Raw genomic sequence first — 16,949 nt, 5'->3', positions numbered from 1 at the left:
TGTACTCAGGAGGTCACAGTGGTTCCGTTTTCTCCTCAATCATTTCTGGTTTTCTTTAAATCCGATAAAAATGTTGCAGGCCATTACCCCACTCTTGATAAGGGACAGTTGTCATCAGAAAGAGTCGGTTGGATTCGTGGGCCGTCCGATAAATACACAGCTTTTTGTCGTTCCGTAAAAATGTATTACGAGCGGGACAATGAACTCATGGATAAGCCGGAACTGGCGGGTGTCAGTCGTGTAGTGCAAAGGCCCATCGGGCCTGCCACTCCTCTGTTAAAAAGAGATGTATCCATCACCGACCCGGGCAGGCCAAGAAAAGCCAGTGAGTGGAATGATGAGTTTGTAGCGATAAACCAGGCCAGTCTGACGGTATTGCATGAGGCTGAGGTTGAGTTGGTTCAGTTACTCCTGAAAAAAGCGCCGGAAGATCAGATACGGGCAGCTGTCGAAAACCTGGTATCAATGTTCTGTTTGGCCACTAGAGAGAGAGACCCAGGGCACTGGGAAGCCCATTTAAGAGACTTTATGGAATCCGAGAAAGTGGATATCCGGGTTCAATGTGCAAGGCATCGCGCTCCCGATGAAGAGATGCCCTATAACGTGGCCTTACTTCATTCAAGTACCGATATACCCAGAAAAAGAGTGTTCACCTCCCCACACACGGATGATCTGGACCCATACTTTGGCATGCTGGACAGAGCGATTGATCATTTCAAGATGAATCCTCCCAGGGAAATTCAAAATGCACAACAGAATTGGGAGGAAGCAGATCCTCGGGTTCAAGCGCAAAAGTTACCGTTCGAAGCGTTTGCCATAGATGACGGTGACGATGACAATGACGATGGGTTTGTACCTGTGTTTAGAAATCATGAGGACTTCCTGGAGTACCTGAGAAACTCTTCGCCAAAACCCATGGACAGCAGCGATGAGTCGGATGACGATGATTGGCAAACCTGCCAGAGCTCATTGAGCGATGAATCGGTTGACCCTCAGCAACCCGTCACCGCAACGCCGGAACAGCTGGAAGCCTTTAACAAAGCCAAGGCATTCAACCGGGATGTAAAGGATGAGAATCTTGCAGTAGCGGTTCACCTGTTAAATAACGATCAGGAGCTGGCACACGGAGTTCTGCACAGAAACCCTCTTCAGCAGGAGTACATCCGTGAGTTTTCCGGGAAAATAGTCGTGGCGGCCAGGAAAGGACTGGTAACGACAGGCGGAGCGTCTGTCGTTCCGGAAATGAAGGTTCCAGCGCCTCGAACGACGTTGCCGGATGCACTTGCAGCGACGGGCAGAGTGTCTGTTGTGCCGGAAATAAACGAGGCTCAACAACAATTCCTGACCATGAAAGCCCAGTGGGACCAGATACAGCCATCCCGCCAGCAACCCGACCGGGTGCTTAGTGAGCGGTTTAATCAGCACCGGAATGCCAGTTCCTTTGAGGAGGCTAAGCATAATCTGGAGGAGCGGGATCGACAGTTGCTACTTAATATGCAAGGTTTGGACGCAGAATCATTCAACCAGATCAAGACAGATATAGATCGGGGCAATAACTGTCGGGACATCAAACTTGAATACGAGTACGGACGGATTGATAAAGCTGAAGCCGTACGGCAGATAAATGAAAAAAGTGTTGGCGATGAAAGAACCCATCACCTTGAAGATCTGAATAAAGTGACACCCTACAGACATACGCTGATTTCAGCCGATGAAGAAGTTGAATTTGAACTCCTTAATAATGTGGTGTCTGAACTGTATAAAAGACAGGCAGCAGGTAACTCAAATTGTCAGGGTTTTGCCAACTCTCTGGAGCATTTTGCCAGAGGCAGGGGGTATAACCAGGTTCACGCCACTTCAATACCGATAGAGATTCCCTTTGATAACAGTCAGACGACGCCTATTGTCGGTTGGGTTCAGGCTGATGGTATTGATGAAAAGCAGCATCACCATGAATTCCAGAATAGTGTCGATGAGTTTTTCGAAGCCATCAAAAACGGTCAGCAAAGACAACCCAGTGCTGGCAAAAGGCCATTGGCTCAGGCGTTTGATAGTGATCGGTACATTGTCCTGAAATCAGGTAACAACGGCGGTGCAGGCCATTACACCTTTGTGCAAAGGCTGAAATCGTCCGGGCGATTTATCGTAATGGATGCGCAAAACAGGCAGATGTTCCCGATGTTCCATCCCGATGGCACACCGACGGATGAAGCCAAGTCATACTTTAAAGGTGTCTCAGTCCAGGCGTACTCTCCAGAGTTTGTGAGTGATGAGCACTATGACAGGGAGATCAATGGCACCAACCTCTGTCTGGCCAGTGATCGACATTACGGCCATCTGATTGGCGTATTTGACCATCTGGAAAGGTTACCTGAACACTGCCAGAACAGTATTGAAGAGGCCGCTGACTGGTTATCCACAAACGTCAATGGTGCGCCTGCCAGAGATGAAATTATCAAAGGTTTGGAAAGAGCCCCGGGGCGTGAGTTGTGGCCCTCCCTCTGGGACGGTACTTATCAGCTGAGAAGACCCAGTGAAGTCGAGCCTTTGAAGCAACGCTTTGATACCTTCGATCCAAAAAAAGGGCAAGTGTCGTGTCGTGATCTGATAAAGAGTCTGGGGCGTCTGACCGCTGAGCAAAGAAGTACACGTCGAATGGCTTATGAGGCATTTCAACAACTCAGAGGTCAGTATGCAGATATTGATCAGGCAATGAGGGAGATTCAGGAAACCAATTTTAACGCGGCGTTTCCAACAGAGCGGGAGTGGAATGAGTATTGCGGTCCCGATGTCGATATGAGGCTACAGGCTAATATTGACAAAGCTGAGCAGCAGGTAACCAAGGCTCAACCCATTGCGAATTTGGCCAAAATGAAACAACTTATGGATCATTTGTGGGAGTTATCCCCAGCGGCATCACAAAGTCGCAGGCAGGCTGCTGATGAACTGGTACAAATTCGACCTGACCTCCAGTTAAGTCCAGCAGAGGTAGAAGCGGATTTATCCCGTTGTTTCTCTGAAGCGGGTTGGGACTTCCTTTGGGGAGGATTGAATCTGAAACGCAGCCAGTTGCTCTCTCTGCAGAGCAGAATGGACCGGGCGCAAGTTTCCAGGCCCGAAGCGATGAAAGCATTGATGGAGAACATGCTGAGGCTTTCTGATCGCGCTACCAATAATATTGATCTTGCTTCTCAGGAGCTGGCTCAGATGCGACCCGGTTCAGGTCTTGGATCGGTCGAGATCGAAAGAAACCTGAAACGGGCATTTCCGGGTGATGACTGGAAACGACAAAACCGGGCTATCCGGGGCAGGGCAAGAGAAATCAAAGACGATATCAAGCTAAACCTGATGGGGCGTAGTCGTCAGGTGATGACCTGGCACTGAAGCAAATAGACAAGGTCTCGATAAGAGACTCCGTTTGGGCTTTATTGCCCAGATTAATTCTTAAGCCCAGGTTGCCCTTTTCATCGGCTTTTGGTCGAACCAGAATACGGTGAGCCCTGAGGTGTTTTTCGATCTCATCCGGGTTGTTTGGGAATATCCAGATAAAGTTAGCGACACTGGGCCAGTAATCAATCCCTTTCCTGTTCAGAAAAGCTTCAAACATGGGTTTGGACACTTCCATCACTTCTTTCACATACCGTTCGGTATAGCCCGGGTTGGACAGTGCGGCATCAATCGCAACCACCGCCAGCTGATTAACATCGTAGGGGCCACGAACATTAAGCAGTGTTCGTATATTCTCGCTATGACTGATGACGTAACCAAGACGAACAGAAGGTAATCCCCAGGTTTTTGAGAAGGTGCGGATAATCAGCAGGTTGGGGTATTGCTCAACGACATCCGCTACCGTTTCCTGCGTGTATTCAAAATAACATTCATCCACCAGAATGGCGGCGTTGGCGGCTGCGGCTGCAATGTCAAGAATATCTTCCCTGCTGACAGGGGTGCCGCTTGGATTGTTGGGATTGGAAATGACGATCAGCCGGGTTTTATCGGAAATAGCATCAAGCACAACCTGTTTGGGGAAACCTTGGTCTTTGGAATAGGAAGGTTCAACGATGTTGAGGTTTTCTACCCTGGCCACTTGCTGATACATGGCGAATGTGGGGCGGGGAATAATGGCTTCTTCACCTTCACGACAGACTGAGCGGATGATCAGGTCAATACCCTGGTCGGAGCCGTTGGTGATCATCACCTGATCCGTTTCAACATCGCAGTAGCTGGCAATCTTTGCAGCAATGTTCCCATAGGATGGGTAGCACTGCAGGCGATCATCCTGAATGAAATCAATCATCGCCTGTTTTACGGAAGGGCAGACCGGCAGGGTGCGCTCATTAAAGTCCAGCAGCAGATGGTCATGAGGGTCCCGGCCTTCCAGAGGGGGTGTATAAGCGCCTATTTGGACAATGTGGGATTTGAAAATGCTCATGACTTTTCTGCCTGTTCTTTCAGAGCGCAAGTATATGCAGAGCGTGACGAGCAAGCCAAGGGAAATCGTAGCAGCAGTGTTGGTGAGCCGCACGACGTGAGCCTGAATTGACCAGATGGTTTTCCGAAAACATCATTGCAATATCATTTCCTGAAGAAGCGCTGTTAATAGTGTGACTAGCGAAAGGGCTGTGAGCGTCGAAGAATTATCCATTTCTGTGCCGCTTTCAGTACTGGTTTCAGTACTGGTTTCAGTACTGGCTTCTGTTATATTGACTGCTGTTGTAATCGCTTCAGTTGTGCTGGCCTGAGCTGTAGGTAGTCTTGAACCATCGGCACTGAAAATCAGGATGCTTGCTCCTTTCCCGACTAGCAGCCATTTGCCGTCAGGGCTGTATGCAAGGGCGTATATTGCCGCGACTTGCTTTACTAACGGCAGAGAGTACTGATGGGTTAACAACCTGGTTCCCTTATAAATATTGATCCTTCCACTTCTAAACCCAACTAGAAACTGGGTGCCTTCTCGGTTGAAGGTCATGCTCGATATCGGTTCCGGTACTGCGAAGTTTTGTATAGGGCTGTCCGGGTTTGTCCCGTTATAAAGCCTGATCTCTCTTTTATCATCCGCGGATGCCAGCAGGGTGCCGTCGGGGTTGTAGGCAACAGCGGATATACGGCCGCCTGAATCCGGCAAGGTTTTCAAGTGGTCATACGGGCTGATTCCTTTGTAAATTCTTACACTTTGACGTCGCTCGCCGACTGCCAGCTGGCCGTTGATGGGGTTGAAGTCGGCGTCTTCTACATAGCCCCCTGCATCAGACAGGGTTTTCACGTGGTTAAAATGATTTGTACTGTTTTTAAGATAAAGCCTGACATTTGTATCATCTCCCCCGGCTGCCAGCAGGGTGCCGTTGGAGTTAATGGCAACAGCTTTTATATCGCTTCCCCCTTCGTCGAGAGTTTGCAATTCGTCGAAGGGACTCAATTCAAAAACACGAACCTTGTCATCAAGCCCTCCGATTATCAGTTGAGTGCCGTCGGGAGTGAATGTAACGCTTGTTACCTTGTCTGTTGCGTGCCAGTTGCGCAGGAGTCTGGGGTATCCCGAACTCATGTCAAAGACTTGCAGGGCTCCTGAATCGGCACAGCCTGAGTAGCCTGCGCCGGATCCTAATCCCACAGCAATGAGCGTACTGTTTTTATTCCATGCAATACTCAAAGGCCTGTGGGGTCCACAATGTGCTTGCGGGGTGGTAGTAGGTGTTGAAGTGGGTATTGCCTGTGGCTGGTTTGGATCTATGTTAAATTCATAAAATAGTCGAGGAATTATTTCTGCTCGCTGATTCGAGCCCGTCATTTGAGCCTGTGTAAAGCTTGCTGTCAGTGAGATTATCAGACTTGCAGTAGTCAGACTTTTCCCAATGTTCATTATCTTTGCTCCAGCATCATCTTCCAGTATCCTAGATGAAAAATCTGCTGATCACTGAGAATTGTAAAAGAGAGTGTCTGGACTGATTAATTTGGATGGTGTAATCCTGCGCCCGATTATACGGTCGTCCAAAACACATCATTGCAATATCATTTCCTGAAGAAACGCGGTTAATAGTGTGACGACCGAAAGAGCTGTCAGCGTTGAAGAGTTATATTCTTTTGTACTATTTTCTATTCTTTTTCCTATATCGGTTTCTGTAACCGCTTTTGTTGTATTGACTGCCGTTGTAATTGCTTTTGATGTAATGGCTTGTGTTGTAGGTAACCTTACACCATCGACCCTGTACATCATGATTTTTTGCGTTCTCCCGGTTACCAACCATTTGCCGTCGCAGCTGTATGCAAGGCTGACTACAGTTTCCTGCGAGCTTGCGGACGGCAGAGTGTACAGGTGAGAGAAGGGGTCGATTCCCTCAAAAAAAATGACTTTGCCATCTCTCTGAGTAACTGCCATCCGGGTACCATTTGGGTTGAAGGCAATCCTCGATATCTGGCCATGGCCTGGTACGCGCAGGGTGCGCAGAGGGTTATCCGGGTTCGTCCCATTATAAAATCTGACCCGCCTCACCGCATCCCCGGATGTCAGCAGGGTGCCGTCGGGGTTGTAGGTAATAGCCGATATCTGAGTGACTGAATCTAGCAGGGTTTTCAGATGGTTATATGGGCTGATCCCGCTGTAAGTTTTTACCCTTCGTAGACGTTCACCGACTGCGATCTGTCCGTTGATGGGATTGAAGTCAATTTCTTCTATAAAGCTTGATGAATTGGTCAGGGTTTTCACGTGGTTAAACAAATTTGTCCTGTTTTTAAGGTAAAGCCTGACATCCGTATCATACCCTCCGGCTGCCAGCAGGGTGCCTTGGGCGTTAATGGCAACCGTTCGTATATCTTTTTTCGCTTCGGGCAGAACTTGCAGATGGTTGAACGGGCTCATCCCTTCAAAAACATTGACCGTATCATCATCCCCCCCGGTGATCAGCTGAGTGTCGTCGGGGCTGAAAGTAACGCTCCATACCCAGTCTGCCGAGTGCACGGTATGGATGCGTCTGGGGTATCCCTCACTCGTGCCAAAGATTTGCAGGGCTCCTGAAACCGGACAGCCTTCCAAGCCATAGCCGGAGCCTATTCCTACCGCTATGAGCGTACTGTTTCTATTCCATGCAACACTCAAAACCCTGTGGGGTTGACAATGTGTTGGCGGGGAAGCAGTGGGCGTTGAAACAGGTATTTCCGGTGGCAGGTTCGGGTCTATTTCAATTTCATAGAATAATTGAGGAAGCATTTCTGTTGGCTGCATTGAGCTTGTCGTTTGCGTCTGTGCTTCCAGACAGTTTACCGTTAGTGAGATTATCAGGCTTGCAGTCGTCAGACCCTTCTCAATATTCATTGCTTTCCTCCAGGGTTCCAGCTTTCAATACTTCGAACCATTTCCTGGGACTGTGTGGCTATGAGAGAAGATAGGTTCATCCAAAAAACATCATTGCAGTACCATTCCCTGAAGCGCTGCTGTTAATAATGTGACTAGCGAAAGAACTACAGGCACCGAAGCATTATGCATTTCTGTACCCGCTTCAGTTGTGTTGGCGTGAGTCGTAGTGGCTTGTGTTGTAGGTAAAGGTAAACCATCGACCCTGTACATCATGATGCTTCCTCTCCCGGTTACTAACCATTTACCGTCGCGACTGTATGCAAGGGTGTTTGTAATGCTGCGTGTGAATGATGACGACCTTCCAGGCATCAAAGTGTATAAATGGGAGAAGGGGCTGGTTCCCTCAAAAACAACAACCTTGCCATCTTCCTGACCCACTGCCAGCTGAGTACCAACTGGGTTGAAGGTCATCCTGGATATCTCGCTTGGTAGGGATAGGGTGAGCAAAGGATCGCCCGGGTTCGTCCCATTATAAAATCTGACCTTTTTTACAGAGTCTGCGGACGTCAGCAGGGTGCCATTAGGGTTGTAGGCAACAGAATATATCTGACCCGCTGAATGGAACAGGGTTTTCAGTCGGGTGTAAGGTTCTGTTCCGCTATAAGTTCTTACCTTTCTGCGATCCTCTCCGACGGCCAGCTGGCCGTTGACAGGGTTGAAGTCAAGGGCTTCTACCCAGCCTGTCGCCTCAGTCAGAACTTTCACGATATTGTACAGATTTGTCCCGTTCCTAAGATAAAGCCTGACATCTGTATCATAACCCCCGGCGGCTAGCAGGGTACCGTTGGCGTTAATGGCAACAGCCCGTACATCTTTTTTCGCTTCGGGCAGAACTTGCAGATGGTTGAACGGGCTCATCCCTTCAAAAACATTGACCGTCTCATCATCCCCCCCGGTGATCAGCTGAGTGTCGTCGGGGCTGAAAGTAACGCTCCATACCCAGTCTGCTGTATGCACGACATGGATAAGTCTGGGGTATCCCTCACTCATATCAAAGATTTGCAGAGCTCCGGAAAACAGGCAGTTTTTGACGCCAGAGCCGGAGCCTGTTCCTACCGCTATGAGCGTACTGTTTCTATTCCATGCAACACTCAAAGCCTTGTGAGGTGGACAATGTGTTGGCGCAGAAGCCGTGGGTGTTGAGGCAGGTATTTCCGGTGGCAGGTTCGGATCTATTTCAATCTCATAGAATAATTGAGGAGGTATTTCTGTTGGCTGCATTGAGCTTGTCGTTTGCGTCTGTGCTTCTAAGCCGCTTACTGTCAGTGAGATTATCAGGCTTGCAGTGGTCAGGCCCTTCCCAATATTCATTACTTTCCTCCAGGGTTCCAGCTTTCAATACTTCGAACCATTTCCTGGGACTGTGTGGTCATGAGAGAAGATACGTTTATCCAAAAAACATCATTGCAGTATCATTCCCTGAAGCGCTGCTGTTAATAATGTGATCAGGGAAAAGGCTGTAAGTGTTGAAGCATTATGTATTTCTGTAACGATTCTTGTACTCGTTTCTGTAAAAGCCTCTGTGATATCCACCTTATACATCTTGATTTTGCCATCATATCCCCCGGCTACCAGCCAAGTGCCGTCAGGACTGTATGCCATGCCCGTCGACCCGACAGACAGGTTGTGCAGGAGGGGGAATGGGCTCATCCCTCTAAATATCATGACCTGACCATTCACCATCCCGACTGCCAACCGGGTGCCTTTGGGGTTGAAGGCAATGTTTGTTACCTTGGCTGGTACGGATAGGTTGTATAGCGGATCAGATGGGCTCGTCCCATTATAAATCCAGACCTTTCCACCTTCCCCTCCGGCTACCAGTTGGGTGCCGGTGGGGTTATAGGCAATGGCCTCGAAACTGCCGTATGGATTGAGCAGGACTCGCAGCAAGGTGAACGGGTGCAGCGCTTTAAAAATTTTGACCATCCCATCGCGTGCTGCGACGGCCAGCCAGATACCGTTGGGATGGTAGTCAATGCTGGTTACCCAACCTGAAAATTTGGGCAGGGTTTTCTGGTGAGTGAATAGACTCGATCCGTTATAAAGCCTGACTCTGACATCATCCCCCCCGACTGCCAGCTGAGTGCCAAAGGGGTTGAAAGCAATGGCGCCTATGTCGGCTCTCGCCTCGGGCAGGGTTTGCAGGTGGGTGAAAGGGATCATCCCTTTGAAAATATGGACATTACTATCATACACCCCGACGGCCAGTCGAGTACCGTTGGGGTTGAAGGCAACCCTGTCTACCCAATATTTCGAGTGTACAATGTACAGGAGTCTGGGAGACTCCCGGGTACTGATAGCAAAGATTTGCATGAATCCTGAAGCAAGGCATTCGCTCGAGCTTCCGCCGGAAGTTATTGCCACGGCCATCAGTGTACCGTTTGAATTTAATGAAATTCCCGTAACCCTGTGAGGTTTACAATGGTCTGGTAAAGCAGCGACAGTTGCAGGGGGTATTTCCGGTAACTGATTCGGATCAATATCCATTTCGTGGATCAATTGTGGAGGTATAGCTATTAATTGGTCATAGTCGTGTGTTTGTGCCTGTGTCTGTAAACAGTTGAATGCCAGTGAGAAAACCAGACTGGCAATAGTCAGGCTCTTCACAATGTTCATACGCCCTTACATCTTGTATCTCACCATTAACATCTTAGCTTTTTGCTCACCCGGTATTGGAAAAAAAGAGTATCCAAACTGCCCCGAGACAAGCTGAATATCCGAATGATTTGAGCACCAGCAATGAAGCGCATATTATTTGCCTTCAGTCGTTGGGAGTGGTTGATGGATAAATTACTGGGCCTGTTGGCAGATGGGCAGTTCCATTCCGGTGAAGAACTGGGTGAGCAGCTTGGGGTCAGCCGGGCAGCTGTCTGGAAAAAACTGAAAGCGGTTGAAGAGCTTGGTCTGGCACTGGATTCTGTGCGAGGTAAAGGCTACCGCATCGGCAGTGGCATTGAGCTTCTTGATCATAAAAAGATTGAGCGTTGTATTGATGCAGACGTTCGTACTCAATCAGAAGTCCATACCTGCTTTATTACCGATTCAACCAATGAGCTTGTGAGTGCCCTGGGACCGGTTCCTGCCGGTATCACCCGTTTCTGTCTGGCAGAGCATCAGACAAAAGGGCGTGGGCGGAGGGGGCGTGAATGGAGTAGTCCTTTTGGTTCAACCGTCAGCCTGTCCGCCCTCTGGCAGAGTGGTGAGGGAACCGCTTCATTGGAAGGGCTCAGTCTTGCTGTGGGTCTGGGCGTTGTTAAAGCACTGGAAACCTTGGGAGCCAGAGCGTTAGCGCTTAAATGGCCCAACGATGTGCTCTGGCAGGGTAAAAAACTCTGTGGTGTGTTATTGGAAGTCCATGGGGATCCCACCGGTGAGTGTGAAGTGGTGATCGGGATAGGCATTAATGTTCGTTTAAGTGATGAACAGCTGGCGTCCATCGGTCAGCCTGCTGTTGACCTTTTCCGGGTGTGTGGCAGAACGGTGAGTCGCAACGCCCTTGCAGGACAGTTGATCAATACGCTGACTCATTTGCTGGATGGGTTTGGGCAGGGTGGCTTCAAATTGTTCAGGGAACAATGGTGCGAGTACGATGCCTTTCGTGGCAAAGAAGTTACCTTAATGGCTTCTACGCGATCCGTAACAGGGCGCTACATGGGGGTGGATGATCAGGGGGGATTGTTGCTTGAAACGGCTTCAGGCCTTCATGTTTTTAATGGTGGAGAAGTGTCATTACGGCAATCATGAACGAACTCATGGACAGACAGTTGCAGCTGGATGCCGGGAATACCCGGCTTAAATGGCGCCTGGTAGAAGGGGGTGCTGCCGTTCAATCGGGTTTCATTAATAATGATGCTGACTGGCAGATTATCTTGTCCCTGCTTTTGCAAGAATGGGGTACGGTTCATTCTGTTGCCATTTCAACGGTCTCTGGAAACACAAGACTAGGACAATTGTTGCGCATTTTGTCAGAAGCGACGGGTGTGGAGCCATTTATTGCCAAAACTCAAAAAAACTTTGCCGGGCTCACGGTTATCTACAAAGAAGTAGAGCGAATGGGTGTAGACCGGTGGTTGGCCATGCTGGCGGCACAGGCTCATACACTTCATGGTGCCAAAGTGGTGGTCAGTTGTGGTACGGCGATGACAGTGGATGTGGTTGATGGTCAGGGGAATCATCAAGGCGGCTTTATAGTTCCGGGGATCCGTTTGATGAAGAAGGCCCTGGCCGTCAATACCGCCAATCTTGACTACATTGAGCATCCTGCAGAAGCCATGGCATTGGGAACCGTCACTTCAGAATGTATTAATCATGGCGTGCTGGCCATGGCGGTCTCTCTGATTAATGAAACCTGCCTGAAATGGCCGGGAGCCCGATTGTTTTTAACCGGAGGCGATGCCTCTTTGTTACAAACCCATCTAAAGGAAGAAATAGAGCAGGTTTTGATTGAAGAGCTGGTTCTGGATGGACTCTCGATTGCCGCTGGCGGACAATAGCGTTTAATAATCAAATTAACGGGAGGTCATACTCGTCGTGGAGCATGGCCTTCAACATTCGGTTTTTAGTATGCGCTGGATCGTTCTGGTACTTCTCTTTGCCAATGCTGGCTACTTCGCCTGGGGCTATTATCATCAGTCCCATAAGTCTTACCGGGCAGTAAAAGTCGACAGTGAGGTACTTGTTCAGGCAGGTAAAAGATTGGTGTTGCTCTCTGAAGTGACCTCACAAATGCCCGGGCGAATGCTGGAGTCACAAGCGCTAGAGGAAAATACTCAGGCTCAGTGTCTGGTCGTGGGGCCTTTTGAGTTTTCGGCAGAAGCAGACCGCCTGCAACAAAAACTTTTTTCACTGGGGGTTTCGAGCAGGGAGCGTTCTGATAATGAGGTCGTGCTTGCAGACTACTGGGTCCATATTCCTCCCCGAAGTAATCGTCAGGCGGCAATAAGGCTTTTAAGGGATTTGCAGAGACAGGGAATAGACAGTTTTGTGATTACCCAGGGGGAACTGGCCAATGGCATATCCCTGGGATTATTCAGTAAGGAAGTTTCGGCGAATGAAGTCAGTCGTCGTGTACAGGAAGCGGGTTATGAACCTGCCATTAAAAAGCTGCCCCGTGAGCCCGAAACATTCTGGCTGGAGATGACGGAGTCCGAAGCAAATAAGTTAAGCACTGGTTTTTGGGAGAAACAGGCCAACCAATACAGTGACCTGAAAATGCTGGAAAAAAACTGCAAAAGCGTTGCATCCAACGATGCGATTCACTAATATACGCCTGCGCTTCAGGGGGGCAGCCAAACAAAGCAGGCTTCCAGCTTGTCTGGCAGGTAAGCAGGCTTGACATTGAAAAGCTCCTGAATAAAATAGCGCAGCACTTGGTGGGGTTCCCGAGCGGCCAAAGGGATCAGACTGTAAATCTGACGCGAAAGCTTCGCTGGTTCGAATCCAGCCCCCACCACCAGATTTCTGAGTCTTCTTTCTTTAAGTTGGCTTGAATAAGTGGGCGTACTGCATGATGTAGGTCCTGCTTTGCGGGTATAGTTCAATGGTAGAACCTCAGCCTTCCAAGCTGATGATGCGGGTTCGATCCCCGCTACCCGCTCCATTATTTCTGATTAAAGTGCTCTTGTAGCTCAGTTGGTAGAGCGCACCCTTGGTAAGGGTGAGGTCGGCAGTTCAAATCTGCTCAAGAGCTCCATACGATCAGGTTAGGAATGAGTGTCCTTCCTGTTCTTTACCTCTGATAAAGAGGTTTAAAAAAGAATAAGACTTTTCAGCTTGATTGGGGTCGATTATAATTGGTCGGTCCTTGTATCAGGGTAGGTGTCAAAAGACTGCTCAAAGATACAGGCCAGTAGTTCAATTGGTAGAGCACCGGTCTCCAAAACCGGGGGTTGGGGGTTCGATTCCCTCCTGGCCTGCCATTTCCAGATTATGTCAGTGCTTTGTTCTGGCAAAGCTTTTCCGAATAGAGATAACCGATGAGTGGAAAACCTGAAGTAGCACCTAAAGGACGACTGGATGGCCTTATGTGGGGTCTGGTGGCAGTTCTGCTGGCTGCTGGTGTTGGTGGCAATGTTTATTTTGGTGAATACTCTGTTCTCTACAGAGCATTAGCCTTAGTGGTTCTGGCAGTGGTGGCCGGGTTTGTTGCGCTTCAAACCGTGAAAGGTGATGCTTTTTGGACGTTAGTCAAAGAAGCTAAGGTTGAGATTCGAAAAGTAGTCTGGCCGACTCGTCAGGAAACTGTTCAGACCACGCTGATTGTTGTAGCGGTGGTTGTGATTATGGGGCTCATTTTATGGGCGCTTGATTCTCTGCTAGGCTGGATCATCAGCAGTCTGATTGGATAGGGATACAAAATGGCGAAACGTTGGTATGTGGTTCATGCCTACTCCGGCTATGAAAAGCAGGTCATGCGTTCGCTGATTGAGCGCGTAAAGCTTCATGGTATGGAGGATCTCTTCGGAGAGATTCTGGTGCCTACCGAAGAAGTGGTTGAAATCAAAAACGGCCAGAAGCGCAAAAGTGAGCGTAAATTCTTCCCTGGATATGTATTAGTCCAGATGGAAATGAATGAAGATAGCTGGCATCTTATCAAAGATACACCTCGGGTAATGGGCTTTATTGGTGGCACGGCGGACAAGCCTGCACCCATTACCGAAAAAGAGGCTGATGCCATATTGCAGCGTGTTCAGGAAGGCGTTGAGAAGCCTCGTCCGAAAACGTTGTTCGAGCCTGGTGAGATGGTTCGGGTTGTTGATGGGCCGTTTGCGGACTTCAATGGCGTGGTGGAAGAAGTGAACTACGAGAAGAGTCGTCTGCATGTTGCGGTAATGATCTTCGGTCGCTCTACACCGGTTGAGCTGGAATTTGCCCAGGTCGAGAAAGTCTGATCTTTCTTTAAAAAAATTCAAGACCCTGTACTGTGCAAGCAGTGCAGGGTTTTTATCTGAAGGGCGCAAGCCCAGAACGGGTAGCTGAAACCGCTGAACAGCTGTTGAGGCAGTGACCCACTGTTGAGGTTGATATGGCTAAGAAAGTCGAAGCTTACATCAAACTGCAGGTTCCTGCAGGTAAGGCTAACCCTTCACCACCCGTTGGTCCTGCACTGGGTCAGCATGGTGTGAACATCATGGAGTTCTGTAAGGCGTTCAACGCCAAGACTCAAGAGATGGACGCGGGTATGCCTATTCCGGTAATCATTACCGTTTACGGCGACCGTAGTTTCACCTTTGAGACCAAAACTCCCCCTGCATCCGTTCTGCTGAAGAAAGTTCTGAAGCTGAAGAAAGGTTCCGGTCGTCCAAACACTGAAAAAGTGGGCACTGCGACTCGTGAGCAGCTGCTGGAAGTAGCCAAAATCAAGGAACCTGATCTGACCGCAGCAGACGAAGATGCGGCAATCCGCACCATCGCTGGTTCCGCTCGTTCCATGGGTGTCAACGTGGAGGGTGTGGAATAATGGCTAAGATGACCAAACGCGCCAAAATGATTGCTGAGAAGGTTGTTGCTGAAAAGGCTTACTCCTTTGAAGAAGCAGCCAGCGTCCTGAAAGAAGTATCCAGCGTTAAGTTCAAGGAATCTGTTGAGATTGCTGTGAACCTGGGTGTGGATCCCCGTAAATCCGATCAGGTTGTTCGTGGTTCTACCGTTCTGCCTGCCGGTACGGGTAAAGACGTTCGTGTTGCTGTGTTCACACAGGGCGCTAACGCTGAAGCGGCTAAAGAAGCCGGTGCGGACATCGTGGGTATGGATGACCTGGCTGCTCAGGTTAAAGCTGGCGAAATGAACTTTGACGTGGTTATCGCTTCTCCGGATGCGATGCGCGTTGTCGGTCAGCTGGGCCAGATTTTGGGTCCACGTGGCCTGATGCCTAACCCTAAAGTGGGTACTGTTACTCCAAACGTTGCTGAAGCGGTTAAAAACGCTAAAGCCGGTCAGGTACGTTTCCGTACTGACAAGAACGGTATCATCCACGCGGGTATCGGCAAGATCGATTTTGAAGCGGGCTCTCTGCAAGAGAACGCTGAAGCACTGCTGGTTGAACTGAAGAAGCTGAAGCCTTCTTCCAGCAAGGGTGTTTACATGAAGAAAGTGACTCTGTCCTCCACTATGGGACCGGGTCTGACTATCGACATGAGCTCTCTGAATATCTGATATTCACAGTTTTGCTGATAACCAGCTCTGAGCTGATAGCCTTGAGCTGGTAACAGCCTTGAGCTGGTAACAGTCTTGAGCTGGTTAATGAATAGCGGAAACTGTAGGCAGGATATCTACAGGATCCGAAAGACTTTGGGGTCTCCGTTTTTCGGAGGCCGTCAAAGATCGTAGGTGCGAAGATCTGTGCCTGTTTAATCAGGGTTGGGCCAGGAGGCCTGACAAAAAGATCAACGCTTAATTTCCTGCGTAGACGGTGAGCAATACAAAAGACTGTTTCAGTGTTTTGCTATTAACCCTTCACCGTATTGTAACTGCCCGGCTACTCAGTCGCTGAATAGCCGGGTGTTAACTTCATAATTTGGAGTAAAGCCAATGGCGTTAGGACTCGAAGACAAGAAGGCGATTGTCGCCGAAGTCAGCGAGGCTGCACAAAGCGCTCTGTCGGCTGTAATCGCGGACTACCGTGGTCTCACGGTTGACCAGATGACGCAACTGCGTAAGCAGGCTCGTGAAGGTAACGTATACCTGAAGGTGGTACGTAACACCCTGGCCAGGCGCGCTGTTGAAGGTACCGATTTCGAGTGCCTGCAAGACTCTCTGGTTGGTCCAACTGTGCTGGCCTTCTCTCAGGAAGACCCAGGCGCGGCAGCGCGTCTGATCAAGGACTTCGCTAAAGAGAACGATGCTCTGGAAGTTAAGGCTCTGTCCATCTCTGGACAGCTTCTGGCTGCAGAACAAATCGATGTTCTGGCCAAGATGCCTACTCTGGACCAGGCTCGCGCGATGCTGATGAGTGTAATGATTGCACCTGTAACCAAGCTGGCAAGAACTCTGAACGAGTTCCCAGGCAGCATTACACGTGTAATGGCAGCTGTTGCCGACGAGAAGAAGAAAGCCGCATAAGCCCTTTGGCAGGTGCCGCCCTGAATGTGCGCAGTGCCTGCTGGCTGGTATTTTTTTCTTATTTAATGAATTCCGGGGTTTTACCCCCAAAAAGATTTTTGGAGACATACAATGGCTCTGTCTAAAGAAGATATCCTGAATGCAATCGCTGAAATGTCCGTAATGGACGTTGTTGAGCTGGTTGAAGCTATGGAAGAGAAGTTCGGCGTTTCTGCTGCTGCTGCAGTTGCTGCTGCTCCTGCTGCCGCTGGCGATGCTGGCGCTGCTGCTGCTGAACAGACTGAATTCGACGTAATTCTGACTTCTGCTGGCGACAAGAAAGTAAACGTAATCAAGGTTGTTCGCGGCGCGACTGGCCTGGGTCTGAAAGAAGCTAAAGCTGTTGTAGACAGCGCTCCTGCTCCTCTGAAAGAAGGCGTGAGCAAAGAAGAAGCTGAAGACCTGAAGAAACAGCTGGAAGAAGCTGGCGCTTCCGTAGAAGTTAAGTAATTCTACGACAGCGTTGAAATATCCAGAGCCTATTGCATAATAGACTCAG

15 protein-coding genes and 4 tRNA genes are annotated in these 16,949 nt (G+C 49.3%); 14 read left to right on the top strand and 5 right to left on the bottom strand.

What is annotated here, in order from left to right; all coding sequences use genetic code 11:
- Positions 1-18 precede the first annotated feature (18 nt).
- Positions 19-3,384, top strand: a complete 3,366-nt coding sequence (locus K7B67_RS18640) for a hypothetical protein (protein ID WP_252177368.1) — start codon at positions 19-21, stop codon at positions 3,382-3,384.
- Here the strand turns inward: K7B67_RS18640 and K7B67_RS18635 are convergent.
- The 5 genes from K7B67_RS18635 to K7B67_RS18615 all read right to left on the bottom strand — a co-directional run bounded on the left by K7B67_RS18635 (position 3,335) and on the right by K7B67_RS18615 (position 9,967).
- Positions 3,335-4,432: a histidinol-phosphate transaminase gene (locus K7B67_RS18635; protein WP_252177367.1), complete on the bottom strand. Its 1,098-nt coding sequence runs from the start codon at positions 4,430-4,432 to the stop codon at positions 3,335-3,337. The genes K7B67_RS18640 and K7B67_RS18635 overlap by 50 nt on opposite strands.
- Positions 4,433-4,564: 132 nt before the next feature.
- Entirely contained in the window at positions 4,565-5,860 is a 1,296-nt protein-coding gene (locus K7B67_RS18630) for a hypothetical protein (protein ID WP_252177366.1), read from the bottom strand.
- A 138-nt stretch (positions 5,861-5,998) separates the two neighbouring features.
- Positions 5,999-6,955, bottom strand: coding sequence for a hypothetical protein (locus K7B67_RS18625; protein ID WP_252177365.1), 957 nt, complete (start codon positions 6,953-6,955; stop codon positions 5,999-6,001).
- Between the two features lie 444 nt (positions 6,956-7,399).
- Positions 7,400-8,662, bottom strand: a complete 1,263-nt coding sequence (locus K7B67_RS18620; protein ID WP_252177364.1) for a hypothetical protein — start codon at positions 8,660-8,662, stop codon at positions 7,400-7,402.
- Positions 8,663-8,752: 90 nt separating this feature from the next.
- On the bottom strand, positions 8,753-9,967 hold the full coding sequence (locus tag K7B67_RS18615; RefSeq protein WP_252177363.1) for a hypothetical protein: 1,215 nt from the start codon (positions 9,965-9,967) through the stop codon (positions 8,753-8,755).
- 165 nt (positions 9,968-10,132) lie between these two features.
- On the opposite strand from K7B67_RS18615, the gene birA reads away from it, so the two are divergent.
- The 13 genes from birA (at position 10,133) to rplL (ending at position 16,900) form a co-directional block, all read left to right on the top strand.
- Complete coding sequence (birA, locus tag K7B67_RS18610) at positions 10,133-11,095, top strand: bifunctional biotin--[acetyl-CoA-carboxylase] ligase/biotin operon repressor BirA (protein ID WP_252177362.1); 963 nt, start codon at positions 10,133-10,135, stop codon at positions 11,093-11,095.
- Between the two features lie 8 nt (positions 11,096-11,103).
- Positions 11,104-11,844 (top strand): type III pantothenate kinase, encoded by a 741-nt coding sequence (locus tag K7B67_RS18605; protein ID WP_252177361.1) that lies wholly within the window; start codon positions 11,104-11,106, stop codon positions 11,842-11,844.
- A gap of 70 nt (positions 11,845-11,914) precedes the next feature.
- Positions 11,915-12,613: a hypothetical protein gene (locus K7B67_RS18600; protein WP_252177360.1), complete on the top strand. Its 699-nt coding sequence runs from the start codon at positions 11,915-11,917 to the stop codon at positions 12,611-12,613.
- Between the two features lie 109 nt (positions 12,614-12,722).
- Positions 12,723-12,806: transfer RNA gene (locus tag K7B67_RS18595), tRNA-Tyr, on the top strand.
- A 70-nt stretch (positions 12,807-12,876) separates the two neighbouring features.
- A tRNA-Gly gene (locus K7B67_RS18590) sits at positions 12,877-12,950 on the top strand.
- A gap of 17 nt (positions 12,951-12,967) precedes the next feature.
- Positions 12,968-13,043: transfer RNA gene (locus K7B67_RS18585), tRNA-Thr, on the top strand.
- A gap of 150 nt (positions 13,044-13,193) precedes the next feature.
- Positions 13,194-13,269 (top strand) — tRNA-Trp (locus K7B67_RS18580).
- A 57-nt stretch (positions 13,270-13,326) separates the two neighbouring features.
- Entirely contained in the window at positions 13,327-13,698 is a 372-nt protein-coding gene (secE, locus tag K7B67_RS18575) for a preprotein translocase subunit SecE (RefSeq protein WP_252177359.1), read from the top strand.
- Positions 13,699-13,707: 9 nt separating this feature from the next.
- Positions 13,708-14,241 (top strand): transcription termination/antitermination protein NusG, encoded by a 534-nt coding sequence (gene nusG / locus K7B67_RS18570; protein ID WP_252177358.1) that lies wholly within the window; start codon positions 13,708-13,710, stop codon positions 14,239-14,241.
- Positions 14,242-14,375: 134 nt separating this feature from the next.
- On the top strand, positions 14,376-14,810 hold the full coding sequence (gene rplK / locus K7B67_RS18565; RefSeq protein WP_252177357.1) for a 50S ribosomal protein L11: 435 nt from the start codon (positions 14,376-14,378) through the stop codon (positions 14,808-14,810).
- The gene (gene rplA / locus K7B67_RS18560) at positions 14,810-15,505 is read left to right on the top strand and encodes a 50S ribosomal protein L1 (protein WP_252177356.1); all 696 of its coding nucleotides are present in this window, start codon (positions 14,810-14,812) and stop codon (positions 15,503-15,505) included. Before rplK ends, rplA begins: the two co-directional genes overlap by 1 nt.
- A gap of 375 nt (positions 15,506-15,880) precedes the next feature.
- Entirely contained in the window at positions 15,881-16,411 is a 531-nt protein-coding gene (gene rplJ / locus K7B67_RS18555; protein WP_252177355.1) for a 50S ribosomal protein L10, read from the top strand.
- Between the two features lie 111 nt (positions 16,412-16,522).
- Positions 16,523-16,900: a 50S ribosomal protein L7/L12 gene (gene rplL, locus K7B67_RS18550; protein ID WP_252177354.1), complete on the top strand. Its 378-nt coding sequence runs from the start codon at positions 16,523-16,525 to the stop codon at positions 16,898-16,900.
- Positions 16,901-16,949: the final 49 nt, after the last annotated feature.

The sequence above is a fragment of the Endozoicomonas sp. 4G genome, assembly GCF_023822025.1.
Taxonomy (GTDB): Bacteria; Pseudomonadota; Gammaproteobacteria; order Pseudomonadales; family Endozoicomonadaceae; genus Endozoicomonas_A.
This window is presented reverse-complemented; position numbering and strand designations above follow the sequence as displayed.

What these genes read in the sequence shown, in the direction of transcription:
- K7B67_RS18635 (WP_252177367.1), bottom strand. Translation starts at nt 4,432, where the DNA reads ATGAGCATTTTCAAATCCCACATTGTCCAAATAGGCGCTTATACACCC.
- K7B67_RS18630 (WP_252177366.1), bottom strand. Translation starts at nt 5,860, where the DNA reads ATGAACATTGGGAAAAGTCTGACTACTGCAAGTCTGATAATCTCACTG.
- K7B67_RS18620 (WP_252177364.1), bottom strand. Translation starts at nt 8,662, where the DNA reads ATGAATATTGGGAAGGGCCTGACCACTGCAAGCCTGATAATCTCACTG.
- K7B67_RS18615 (WP_252177363.1), bottom strand. Translation starts at nt 9,967, where the DNA reads ATGAACATTGTGAAGAGCCTGACTATTGCCAGTCTGGTTTTCTCACTG.
- birA (WP_252177362.1), top strand. Translation starts at nt 10,133, where the DNA reads ATGGATAAATTACTGGGCCTGTTGGCAGATGGGCAGTTCCATTCCGGT.
- K7B67_RS18605 (WP_252177361.1), top strand. Translation starts at nt 11,104, where the DNA reads ATGGACAGACAGTTGCAGCTGGATGCCGGGAATACCCGGCTTAAATGG.
- K7B67_RS18600 (WP_252177360.1), top strand. Translation starts at nt 11,915, where the DNA reads ATGCGCTGGATCGTTCTGGTACTTCTCTTTGCCAATGCTGGCTACTTC.
- secE (WP_252177359.1), top strand. Translation starts at nt 13,327, where the DNA reads ATGAGTGGAAAACCTGAAGTAGCACCTAAAGGACGACTGGATGGCCTT.
- nusG (WP_252177358.1), top strand. Translation starts at nt 13,708, where the DNA reads ATGGCGAAACGTTGGTATGTGGTTCATGCCTACTCCGGCTATGAAAAG.
- rplK (WP_252177357.1), top strand. Translation starts at nt 14,376, where the DNA reads ATGGCTAAGAAAGTCGAAGCTTACATCAAACTGCAGGTTCCTGCAGGT.
- rplA (WP_252177356.1), top strand. Translation starts at nt 14,810, where the DNA reads ATGGCTAAGATGACCAAACGCGCCAAAATGATTGCTGAGAAGGTTGTT.
- rplJ (WP_252177355.1), top strand. Translation starts at nt 15,881, where the DNA reads ATGGCGTTAGGACTCGAAGACAAGAAGGCGATTGTCGCCGAAGTCAGC.
- rplL (WP_252177354.1), top strand. Translation starts at nt 16,523, where the DNA reads ATGGCTCTGTCTAAAGAAGATATCCTGAATGCAATCGCTGAAATGTCC.